At 55.9% G+C, this 11,855-nt stretch carries 9 protein-coding genes; 8 read left to right on the plus strand and 1 reads right to left on the minus strand.

The annotated features are described in order from the left end of the window. Positions 1-8 precede the first annotated feature (8 nt). The 8 genes from JNUCC32_RS22775 to JNUCC32_RS22810 all read left to right on the plus strand — a co-directional run bounded on the left by JNUCC32_RS22775 (position 9) and on the right by JNUCC32_RS22810 (position 10,678). Entirely contained in the window at positions 9-1,298 is a 1,290-nt protein-coding gene (locus tag JNUCC32_RS22775; protein WP_096774755.1) for a Gfo/Idh/MocA family oxidoreductase, read from the plus strand. Between the two features lie 113 nt (positions 1,299-1,411). Further along, entirely contained in the window at positions 1,412-3,229 is a 1,818-nt protein-coding gene (locus tag JNUCC32_RS22780) for a cache domain-containing sensor histidine kinase (protein WP_192569928.1), read from the plus strand. Then, positions 3,204-4,802: a response regulator gene (locus JNUCC32_RS22785; protein WP_192569929.1), complete on the plus strand. Its 1,599-nt coding sequence runs from the start codon at positions 3,204-3,206 to the stop codon at positions 4,800-4,802. The genes JNUCC32_RS22780 and JNUCC32_RS22785 overlap by 26 nt, the downstream gene beginning before the upstream one ends. Before the next feature lie 122 nt (positions 4,803-4,924). Further along, a complete protein-coding gene (locus tag JNUCC32_RS22790; protein ID WP_009595490.1) occupies positions 4,925-5,839 on the plus strand; it encodes a carbohydrate ABC transporter permease in 915 nt (304 codons plus the stop codon). A gap of 5 nt (positions 5,840-5,844) precedes the next feature. After that, positions 5,845-6,684, plus strand: a complete 840-nt coding sequence (locus tag JNUCC32_RS22795) for a carbohydrate ABC transporter permease (protein ID WP_012818681.1) — start codon at positions 5,845-5,847, stop codon at positions 6,682-6,684. 74 nt (positions 6,685-6,758) lie between these two features. Next, the gene (locus tag JNUCC32_RS22800) at positions 6,759-8,075 is read left to right on the plus strand and encodes an ABC transporter substrate-binding protein (protein WP_192569930.1); all 1,317 of its coding nucleotides are present in this window, start codon (positions 6,759-6,761) and stop codon (positions 8,073-8,075) included. Positions 8,076-8,096: 21 nt separating this feature from the next. Beyond that, the gene (locus tag JNUCC32_RS22805; protein WP_192569931.1) at positions 8,097-9,743 is read left to right on the plus strand and encodes an MGH1-like glycoside hydrolase domain-containing protein; all 1,647 of its coding nucleotides are present in this window, start codon (positions 8,097-8,099) and stop codon (positions 9,741-9,743) included. A gap of 23 nt (positions 9,744-9,766) precedes the next feature. Then, positions 9,767-10,678: a glycoside hydrolase family 43 protein gene (locus tag JNUCC32_RS22810; protein ID WP_192569932.1), complete on the plus strand. Its 912-nt coding sequence runs from the start codon at positions 9,767-9,769 to the stop codon at positions 10,676-10,678. 147 nt (positions 10,679-10,825) lie between these two features. On the opposite strand, the gene JNUCC32_RS22815 is transcribed toward JNUCC32_RS22810, so the two are convergent. Next, positions 10,826-11,845, minus strand: coding sequence for a Gfo/Idh/MocA family protein (locus JNUCC32_RS22815; protein WP_012818677.1), 1,020 nt, complete (start codon positions 11,843-11,845; stop codon positions 10,826-10,828). Between the last annotated feature and the right edge of the window lie 10 nt (positions 11,846-11,855).

The following is an 11,855-nucleotide window of genomic DNA, read 5'->3' on the forward strand; positions in this document are numbered from 1 at the left end:
CGATAGAGATGAGTGACAAGAAACGCTATGTATTGGTCGGTACCGGCGGCCGCGCCGAATTTTTTTATGGCGCCCTGGCCCAAAACTTCCGCGACAAATCCGAGCTTGCTGCCTTTTGCGATATCAATCAAACCCGCATGAATTACGCGAATCAGCTGCTGCGGGAAAAATATAAATACGCCGAGGTGCCTACCTACCCCGCGGACCAATTCGACCGGATGATCGAGAACGAGAAGCCCGACTTCGTCATCGTGACCAGCATCGACCGGACCCATCACAAGTATATTATCCGCGCGATGGAGCTTGGATGCGATGTCGTGACCGAGAAGCCGATGACGATCGACGAGGAAAAATGCCAGGCCATCCTGGATGCAGCCAAGCGGACCGGACAGAACATCAGGGTCACCTTCAACTACCGTTACGCCCCCCACCATACCAAGGTACGGGAATTGATCATGAACGATACCATCGGCCAGGTGACCTCGGTTCATTTCGAATGGCTGCTGAATACCCGCCACGGCGCGGACTACTTCCGGCGCTGGCACCGGGACAAGCGGAACAGCGGCGGATTGCTCGTCCATAAATCCACCCATCACTTCGACCTGGTCAACTTCTGGATCGGGTCCCATCCTGAAACCGTTTTCGCATTTGGCGATCTCATGTATTATGGTAGAGAGAATGCCGAAGCGCGGGGCGTTACGCAATTCTATAATCGCGCGACCGGCAACAAGGTTGCGAAAGAGGACCCTTTTGCGCTCCATCTGGATTCCGATGCGCATCTCAAAGCCATGTACCTGGATGCCGAGCCGGAGGACGGCTACCAGCGGGACCAAAGCGTATTCGGGGACGGCATCAACATTGAAGATACGATGGGCGTCCTCGTGCGATATCAGAACAAGGCCATTTTAACGTATTCGCTGGTCGCCTATCAGCCGTGGGAAGGCTATCGCATCGCCATCAACGGCACCAAAGGCCGGATCGAGATGAACATCGTCGAACAATCCTACGTCAATTCACTGGGCGACAAGAGCCTGGAAGGCGCGTTAATCGGGAAAACGCTGCGGGTGCTTCCGATGTTCGATGCCCCGTACGAGGTTCACGTCGAGGAGCAGCAGGGCGGACATGGCGGGGGCGACCCGGTGCTGCTGAATGATCTGTTCGGGGAACCGGTGGAAGATCCTTATGCCCGCGCGGCCAACCATATCGATGGGGCGAGATCCATACTGACAGGAATTGCAGCCAACCGCGCCATCGCCACCGGCATGCCTGTACGAATCGGTAATTTGGTTCGTTTCTAAGCCGTACACGGCTGCTCCAAGCATTTTTCCTTCAAAGGCTGCGTATTTTGCGCAGCCTTTTTTCACATGTCGCAGACCGCCTAGAAATCCGCTTTTCGAAAAGGAGGAAATGGATGTTCTTCTCATTAAAAAGCCGTTTGATCGCCTTTATCGTCGCACTCTTCGTCCTCTCTTTCGGCACGCTCTCCCTCCTGCTGTTTACGGAATCGCGCACCGTGATCCGCTCCTACATCGAATCCTCGGCCCTTGAAAAGATGGAGGAATACGGTTCCTACGTGGATATGGTCCAGATGCAGATTTATGACGTCGCTTCCCTGGTCTTTAACAGTGACACGGCCAAGAACTGGGATAACGCCATCGGCGATCCGCTGCTGCCCGAAGGGGAGAAAATGCTGGCCAATCTTGCGATGAGCCGATTTCTGACCCAAGCGACCAACAGCTACACCAGTATCTCCGACGTATCCATCTACCGGCGCAGCGGGCTTCGGGTCGGCGGCGAGAACCAAGTCGAAACCGACCCTGCCTTTTTGCGGGAATCGTGGTACACGAACTTCTTCGCGTCCGGAGACCGCTGGCTGCCAGCGCATACGGACCAGCATGAACGCGTCCGGGATCACGGCAATCCCGTCGTCAGCCTGCTGATGCCCATCGGGACCTTCCATCATGCCACGGCGCAAAACGTGATGAAGGTTAACGTCAGCGAGTCTTATTTTCTGGAGCCGCTCACCCGGATCCATTTGGCCAAGAACAGCACGATTTTTCTGTTGAACGAGCAGGGAAGCCCGATTCTATCCCAGCAGGCGCATGAACTCGGCGCCGGAGCCCTATCGGAGATCGATCGCATTCGAAACGGCCCGCTGAAATCGGGCGTCGTCTATCTGACCAACGATGAGGGGCAGCGGGACATTCTGGTTTACAAGAAACTGGGGCGCACCGGCTGGATGCTGGCCGGCCTGGCGCCGGAGAAGGAGCTGTACTCCTCTCTTCACAAGCTTCAGAGCACGATTCTGGTGGTCACGGTCGTTCTGATCGTGGTCTCCCTGTTTGCCGCCGCATGGCTCTCCTATGGCGTCACCAAGCCTTTAACGCGTCTGGTGCTGGCGATGAGGCAGGTGCAGCGCGGAGCCTTCGACCAGGCCGAGTCCGTTCTGCCTCCTGACAAAAACGTTAAGAGCGAGGTCAGTTACGTCATCTCCACCTTCCGCTATATGATCAGCCGTCTCCGGCAGCATATCCAGAACGAATTCGAGCTGAAGCTGCTCCGCCAGCAGGCGGAATATAAAGCGCTGCTCATGCAGATCAATCCCCACTTCATGTTTAACACCCTGGAGCTGGTGAGCAGTCTTGCCATGCAGCGCCGGACGGACGATACCGTGCAGGTGATCGAGGATCTGGGCAAAATGATGCGCTTCTCCATGAATACCAGCGACGACCGGGTCCCCCTAACCGAAGAACTGGCCTATGTCCGCCACTATATCTCCATTCTGCAAACCCGCTTCGGGCATAAACTCCACATCTCCATCCACGAGGAAGGCCGGCTGGATTCGCTGGTGATGATCAAGTTCATTCTGCAGCCGCTGATCGAGAATGCGGTCAAATACAGCTTTCAGCATCAAACCACGGCACAGGTGGACATCCAAATCAGCAGGCAGGACAACCGCCTGTTTCTCCGCGTCGCGGATAACGGTCCCGGCATGCCCTCCGAGATCATCCGCAAGCTCCAGGATCCCGCGGCGGCCTCCCAATTGGAGCCGATCCTCCGAAGCGAGAGCTGGCACATTGGACTCGGCAACGTAATTGCTCGCTGCCGCTTGCATTACGGCGACTTATTTGCCGTTCATATTCGGAACGGGAGCGAAGCCGGCACATGCATCGAACTGATTCTACCGGTACAGGAGGAATATCATGTACAACGTATTGATCGCAGATGACGAGATCGAGGTTCGCGAAGGGCTGAAGCTGAAAGTCGACTGGGAAAGCATGGGCTTTGCCATTTCGGGGGAGGCCGGGAACGGCTTGGAAGCTGAAGAGCTCTTGAAATCCCATTCGTATGACCTGCTCATTACCGACATGAACATGCCTGTCATGGACGGCGTCCAGCTGCTGGACGTTTGCCGGAGCCACAATCCGACCATCCAGATCATCATCATTACAGGATACGAGGATTTTCAATACGCCAGAGCGGGCGTCCGCAGCCAGGCCATGGACTACTTGTTGAAGCCCGTTGCCCGGGACGACCTGAAATCCGCCTTAAGCAAAATCAAACACGAATTGGATAAGAACCGCAAGGTACGGAACGACTCGGAAATGCTGCAGTGGCGGTTATCCCAGTATTACAAAGAAATGAAGGAACGCTTCCTGCTGGATCTCGTGCGCGGCAACCGCCTGCCCCCCGCCTCCATGCCGGAACGGATTCGACTGTTTCACCTGGAGGATTGGCAGGATGGCTGCGTGTGCTTCATCACCGCGGGCATGAGGGAATCCGGCATGCAGAAAGCACCCGCAGGCCGAGCGCCGGAGCAGCTCCGCCTTCCGTTTCAAATGGTCTGCCATGAAATCGCCGAGTCTTATCCGGGCGGCGTTCAAGTGTTTCATGATGCAGCTCATCCCGGTATCATGCATTTCATTGCGCTTGACGGCATTCAGCATGCATTCGCGGATAAACTCGCCGCGCAGGCATCCTCGTATTTAACCGTGGAGGTGCAGGTAGGATTAGGGCTGCCCGTGTCGGGACTTGAGCGCTGGAAAGAGGGTTATATCCACTCCCTCCTGGCCTGGAATCTGGCAGGACGCCAGCACGGACCGGATCAGGCACCCGTAACCGACCAAAGTCCGTTGCTGCCGGACGAAACAAGCCGCGCGCTTCATCGCTGCCTGATCCGGGGCGAATTGGAATCCTTCCGCAGCATCATCCGGAGGGAGCTGGGCGAGTCATTCCGGCTATCGCCTGCCCGCTTGGTACGGAGCCTTTTTCAAATCACGCTGATTATGGAATCCGCCGCTTTCGACAACATACGGCATTCACGGGGAGCGGGGCCTTTATGGATTTCACCCGAATGGGTTTTATGGCTGGAGACTCCGGAGCAGGCGGAACGCCTGCTGATGCAGTGGGCACAGGATTTTGTTGACAACCTCCCAGAATCCGGAGACGGAGACGCTACCCTGATTGAATCCGCCAAGCGGTATATCGAGGAAAATTATATGCAGGAATTATCGCTGACCTCGCTGGCCGAGCAGTATAACTACCACCCTACCTACTTCTCGGAAATGTTCAAGGAAGGGGCTGGGGTCTCGTTCATCCAGTACGTTACGGAGGTTCGGATGAAACACGCCGTACGCCTGCTGCAGGAGACCCGATTGACGGTATGGGACATAGCCGAGCTGACGGGTTTCTCTTCACCCGGCTATTTCAGCTCCAAATTCAAAAAAATGTTCAATCAAAGCCCTTCCGAGTTCCGACTGTCGCAATCCGAAAAAATCGAACACGATGATCCGAAGAAATGAGATTCCGCCCTCTCTCCTCCCCCGGTATGATGTGTTTACCGGGCGCACCGACATACCGATTGTAAGCGCTTCAGGCCGTCAGGTAACCGCCCCTGCTCATTCATCCTGAAGGGAGGCACATTATGAGAAAGCTGTCCAAGCCCTTATACGGCCAGCAGAATAAGACAGCCTACTTGTTTCTTCTGCCTTGGCTCATCGGCTTCTTCTGTCTGACGCTGGGGCCGATGATCGCATCGCTGTACTTGTCCATGACCAAATTCAACCTGCTGTCATCGCCGACTTGGACGGGACTCAGCAACTATGTCCAGATTTTTACCGAAGACGATACGTTTCAACGATCCTTGTGGCTAACGTTCTACTATGTGTTCTTGTCCGTGCCGCTGAGACTTGCGTTCGCGCTGCTGATCGCCATGGCCTTGAACAAGGGCATCCGCGGACTCGGCATTTACCGGACCGTTTATTACATCCCCTCTCTATTGGGAGGCAGCGTTGCCATTGCCATCGTCTGGCGCCAAATCTTTGACGGCAGCGGGCTGGTCAATCAGTTCCTCGGCTGGTTCGGCATCACGGGCCCCTCGTGGATCGCCCACCCCGACTATGTGGTGTATACGATTATCACGCTGTCCGTCTGGCAGTTCGGATCGGCCATGGTCATCTTCCTTGCCGGTCTGAAACAGATTCCGACTGATTTATATGAAGCATCAGGCGTAGACGGTGCCGGAAAGATCCGTCAATTCTTCGGCATCACGCTGCCGATGCTGTCACCCGTTATCTTTTTCAATCTGATCATGAGCATGATCAATTCGTTCCAAGCCTTCACGCCGGCCTACGTCATCGGGGACGGGCGGGGAGGACCGCTCGACGCAACGATGTTCTACACCTTGTACCTGTATCTGAAAGGCTTCTCGTTCTTCGATATGGGTTATGCCTCGGCACTGGCATGGATCATGCTGGTCATCATCGGGGTGTTCACCGGAATCGTTTTTCTTACATCAAAATTCTGGGTCTTCTACGGGGATAACCAGGAAGGGAGGTAATGGATATGCCGCTTAAGCGACAACTGGTTCAAGCCGGGAGGCATGCCGCCATTATCCTCCTCGGCCTGCTCATGCTGTATCCGGTGCTGTGGCTCGTCTTCAGCTCGTTTAAACCGAATCATCTTATCTTCACCAACAGCAGCCTCATTCCGACTGCCTTCACGCTGGATCATTACGTGAACGGCTGGAGCGGGCTCCAGGGCATTTCCTTCGGCCGATTCTTCGGCAACTCCGTGCTGATCTCGGTCATGAGCGTCATCGGGAACATCGTCTCCTGTTCCCTGGCAGCCTACGCCTTCTCCCGATTGAAGTTCAAATTCAAAGGCCTGTGGTTCAGCATCATGCTGGTGACGATTATGCTGCCTTACCACGTAACGCTCGTGCCTCAATACATTCTGTATAACGAGCTTCATTGGATCAATACGTATTTCCCGCTCATCCTGCCCAAATGGCTGGCGCATGACTCTTTCTTCATTCTGCTGATGGTTCAGTTCATCCGCGGCATTCCGCGGGAGCTGGACGAGAGCGCGACCATCGACGGCTGCGGACAATCGCAGATCTTCTTCCGCATCGTGGTGCCGCTTCTCGTCCCTGCGCTGATTACGACGGCCATCTTCACCTTCATCTGGAGCTGGGACGACTTCTTCAGCCAGATGATTTATTTAAGCAAGATTGATTTGTTCACTGTACAGCTTGGGATCCGATCCCTGTTCGATCCCTCGGGGCAATCGGATTGGGGGGCGCTGCTCGCCATGTCCACGCTATCGCTGCTGCCTGTGACGATCATTTTTCTGGTGTTTCAACGGTATTTTCTCGAAGGCATTGCCACGACCGGCCTGAAGTAGCCTCAGAAGCTGCCTGCCGACGTGCGAGGGCGTGCTGCAAATGAACCAATTATGATTAGACTGGGGGATTATCCATGTTGAAGAAATGTTTCGTTGGCATGTTGGCTTCGCTCCTATTATTCGTCACCGCCTGTTCCGGAACGGATCACACGGGAGAAGGCGGGAATGCGGACGCAGGGGCCGAGCCGAGCGGCCAAGTCGAGCTGCGCATGATGTGGTGGGGCGACCAGAAACGGGCCGATATTACGAACGAAGCCCTGAAGGTGTTCCAGAACAAACATCCGAACATCAAAATCGTCGGCGAATTCTCGCCTTCCTCCGGATATTTCGATAAGCTGAACACCCAGCTCGCTTCCGGCACCGCGCCGGATATCTTCTTCCTGGGCGGAAACGTCGTGGACTATGCCAAAAAAGATGTGCTGCTGAACCTGGATCCGTATGTCGGCAGCGAACTGAAGCTGGACGGCATGGATGCCACCATGGTGGAATACGGCCGCCTGGATGGAAAGCTGCAGCATATTTCGGCCGGCGCAAACGCCCGGGGAATCGTCATCAACAAGGCACTGTTCGAAAAGGCAGGCATTCCTCTGCCGGAGCAGGATTGGGATTGGGAGGACTTTGCCGCCGTCAGCAAAGAATTGTCCGATAAGCTTGGCGACGGCGTATACGGTACCTATAATTTCACCGTCGACGGAATGGATATCTTTCTGAAGCAGCGCGGAAAACAGCTGTATGATATGGAGAACGGAAAGCTCGGCTTCGCGAAGGAAGACATTCAGGAATGGTTCGAGTATTGGGAACAGGCTTCGAAGGCCGGCGGTGTCGTTACGCCTGAACTTCAGGTGTCCAATCCGCACGATGATACCAGCAAATCCTTGTTGATTACGGGTAAAGCCGCCATGAGCCTCCTCCCTTCCAATCAGCTGGCCGCATTCCAGAGCCTGACGGAAGATCCGCTCATCCTACATCCGGTACCTAGAGGTCCGAAGGGTACGGGCGTGGTATTCGAGTCCAGCCAAGGACTATCCGGATATGCCAACACCAAGCATCCGAAGGAAGTCGCCACGCTCATGGACTTCTGGATCAACGATCCCGAAGCGGCCAAAATCCTCGGCAACGACCGCGGCGTGCCGGTGACGGAAGCCAACCGCAACCTTCTCCAGGAGGAAGCGGGTCCTGTGGAAGAGATTGTGTACAATTATACGAGCCTCGTATCGGAAGCCACGAAGACCGAGCCTTTTGACGTGAGTTATAATCCGCCGGGATTCGCCGAGTTCTCCAAGCTGGCCCAGACGACGACCCAGGAGATCGGTTTCGGCCGGAAAAACGTCGAGCAGGCCGTTGCGGACTTCTACAACGGCACCGTGCGCATATTTGAATCGAATCAATAACAAGCTTTCAAGGAGGCGGACATGACAGAAGCTATGCTGGACCGGCTGCGCCGGATTTCGATACCGGATCGGGCGCAGCCGGGCAAACCGGAAGACCGGAAGCTGCTGCAGGAGTGGCAGGCGACAGGCGTCCGATTCGCGGCATCGGGCGGACGGCTGGAAACGGCTTATTATACTGCGCTGGAGAAGCTGCTGGCCTGCATCGTGCCGATGAACGGCACCGATCCGATTCTGCAGGAGGGCGGTATCTATCTCGGCTGCTGGCTGGAGAGCACCGGCACCATCAATGCGGAGCTGCTATCGCGACTGATTCCCTCGGTCTCTGAAACAACCTACCTCGCCTTTGCCGATCAGCAAAGAGAGGATGGGCTGCTCCCTTATAAACTGACGGAGAACGGCCCTTCGTTCCGCCAGATCCAGCTCGTCACGCCCCTGGCGCGCTGCGTCTGGAACCACTATGAGCTTCATGGAAGGGACCTCTCCTTCCTGAAGACCATGTACCAAGCCATGTCGCGTTACGACGATTGGATCGCGCGTTACCGCAACACCCGGGGGACCGGCTGCGTGGAGGCTTTCAGTACCTTTGATACCGGGCATGATCTGTCGCCCAGGTTCTGGCATGTTCCGGACACGCCCTATCGGAACGATGCCGCAGCCTTCCACCCGAACTCCCCGGTTCTGCCCTTCCTGGCACCGGATTTGACGGCCAACATCTACTGTCAGCGCATGTATTTGGCCCGCATGGCCGAAGAACTCGGCGAATCCGGAGCCGATTGGAGGGCCAAAGCCGAAGCCAGCCTGGACAGCCTCTTCCGTTACTGTTATGACGAAGACGATCAATTCTTCTATGACCGGGATCGGAACGACGAGCTGGTCTGGGTCCAATCCGACGTGCTGCTGCGCGTGATGGCCTGCGAGGTGGGCGACGACGAGCTGTTTGGCAACATGCTGCGGCGGTATTTGCTGAATACCGGCAAATTCTTCGCCAAATATCCGTTTACGTCCATGGCGATGGACGATCCGCGGTTCGATCCGTCCTCCGCTTACAACAGCTGGGGCGGGCCGTCCAATTTCCTGAGCTTGATCCGGGCGCCGCATGCCTTTGAACATCACCACCGCTATGTCGAGCTGACCTGGGTGCTGCAGCCGATTCTGTCCGCCTTGTCCAAGGCGAAGCGCTTCCCGCAAACCTTGAGCCCTTGGACAGGTGCAGAGGGCTTTACCGAGGCGTATTCCCCCTCCATTCTGTGCCTGCTGGATTACGTGGAACGGCTCTGCGGCATCATGCCGATCGGATCGGATCGCCTGTGGTTTACGGGATTGCTTCCGGTCGATATGGACCATGGGGAAGAAGTCGCCGGCAACACGGCCTATAGCCGAACCGTGAACGGGCTGCACTACGAACTGGTGAATACCCCGGACAACGTCACCGTATACCGGGAAGGCCGCGTTCATATTCAAGGGCCCGCCGGGATTCGGCTGGTCACGGACCGCAGCGGACAATTGGAGGGCGTGATCGGCATGAGCGCGCGAACCATTGAAGGCGAGCTCCGCTATCAAGGCACATCCATTCCGATCCGGATCAAAGGCAATGAAATGCAGCAGTATTCAGACGGAGATTTGAAGACGGAGAGGGATATCGGCATCATCTATCCTAGCTATCGTTAATTGAAGGAGGTGAACGCTTAAGCGTGAAAACTGCAGACATTCAGCTTCGGGACCCCTACGTACTGCCTGACCCGACACAGCGAATATACTACATGTACGGCAGCACCGACAAAAATATATGGAAGGAAGGAAACGGCTTCGATGTCTATATCAGTCGGGATCTAATCGATTGGGAAGGCCCTTATCCGGTCTTTCGCAAACCGGACGGTTTCTTCGCGGACGTGAACTTCTGGGCACCCGAAGTCTACTATTACCACGGGCGTTACATCATGTTTGCCACCTTCCGCCGAAAAGATAACGATCTGCTGGGCACTGCGGTGCTGTCGGCTGAGCAGCCGACAGGGCCCTTCTCCCTCTATAGCGATGGGCCCGTGACCCCTGTCGACTGGAGTTCCCTGGATGGTACGCTGCATATCGACGAAACGGATCGGCCGTGGATGGTGTTCTGCCACGAGTGGCAGCAGGTCGGCGACGGCGAGATTTGCGCCATGCGCCTGAGTCCCGATCTCACGGAGGCCGCCTCGGAGCCCGTGACCCTGTTCCGAGCCTCTGAAGCCGCTTGGGCCACGCCGTTCCACTCGCCCCGCTTTCCCGGATCGGGCAATTATGTGACGGACGGCCCGTTTCTGTTTCGGACAACATCGGGGAGTCTGCTCCTATTATGGGCCAGCTTTGTGGATGGCCGATACGCGCTCGGCGTTGCCAAGTCGCCAACCGGCAAGCTGACGGGTCCCTGGCTTCAAGAGCCCGAACCCTTATATTCCAGCGACGGCGGGCACGGCATGGTGTTCCGTACCTGGAACGGCCAGCTGATGCTGACCGTGCATACCCCGAACCGCACGCCGGATGAACGGCCGACCTTCATTCCCGTCGCGGAGGACGGTGATAGCATCAAGGTGGATGGGATGTATCGGACAACGCGTATGCCCAAGTAAAATCCATATTAAAAAGGCCGCTCTCCATGAAGATGGCAGAGCGGCCTTTTTAATAGTTTTTTTGCATTCCTAAGCTATGCTTTGCTTTGATGTGCAGTACAAACAAAAGGAAGCCGTACGCATACGGCCTCCCTCTACTCTCATTTATTACAGCTTCACGATTTTACCGGTCTCTTGGGATTCGAATGCACCCAGGATCACGTTCAAGGAACGAAGTCCTTCCTCACCGGAAATGCTAGGCGGCGTGTTCGTGAGAATGGATTCGACGAACGCGTCGATGACGCCGCTCGGAACCTGCTTCTCATTGGTTGCCATGGCGCCTACCTTGTAAGTCTCCACCGTACCGTCTGTCAGCTCTACAACCACCTCGTCGCCGTTAACGGTACCGATCTTCATGGCACCTTTCTCGCACCACAATACCGTTCCGTTATCGCCGGATCTGTAATGCGTCCAGCTTGCCATCAGCGTGCCCACGGCCCCGCTCTTCATGCGAACGATGCACGTCGCGTTGTCGTCTACATCGGTTCCTTCTTTATGGACCGTTCCGATAAAACCTGCCACTTCCACAATCTCATCGTTCAGCAGGTAACGGATAAAGTCGGATTTGTGCACGCCGAGATCGCCCATGGCGCCCATAATCGCTTCTTCCTTGCGGAAGAACCAGCTGTCGCGTCCATCCAGGCTCCAGCTCTCCGGACCGCCGTGGCCGAAGGAAGTACGGAAGGTAAGCACTTTGCCGAGCTTGCCGGAATCCAGAATCTCCTTCGCTTTTACGTGCGGTGGCATGAGGCGTTGATTGTGGCCTACCATCAGGTACACCCCGTTCTTGCGGGCGGCCTCGATCATTTGCTCTCCTTCTTCAGCCGTCGTAGCCATCGGCTTCTCCACCAGCACATGAAGGCCGGCATTCGCAGCCGCGATGCTCATCGGAGCATGCAGATAGTTCGGCGTACATACGCTAACGGCGTCCAGCTTCTCGTTTTTCAACAGTTCTTGGTAGTCTGCGTAGGCTTTACCGCCATACTGGGCTGCCATCTCTTCGGCGCGTTCCTTCACCGGATCGGCAAAAGCAACCAGCTCCACGTTTGCATTGTTCGCGTATTCAGGAATATGTCTGCGCTGGGCGATCGCGCCGCAGCCAAACACTGCCACTTTAATTTTGCTCATTGAAAGTCTC

It is taken from the genome of Paenibacillus sp. JNUCC32 (assembly GCF_014863545.1).
GTDB classification, from domain to species: domain Bacteria; phylum Bacillota; class Bacilli; order Paenibacillales; family Paenibacillaceae; genus Paenibacillus_AQ; species Paenibacillus_AQ lautus_A.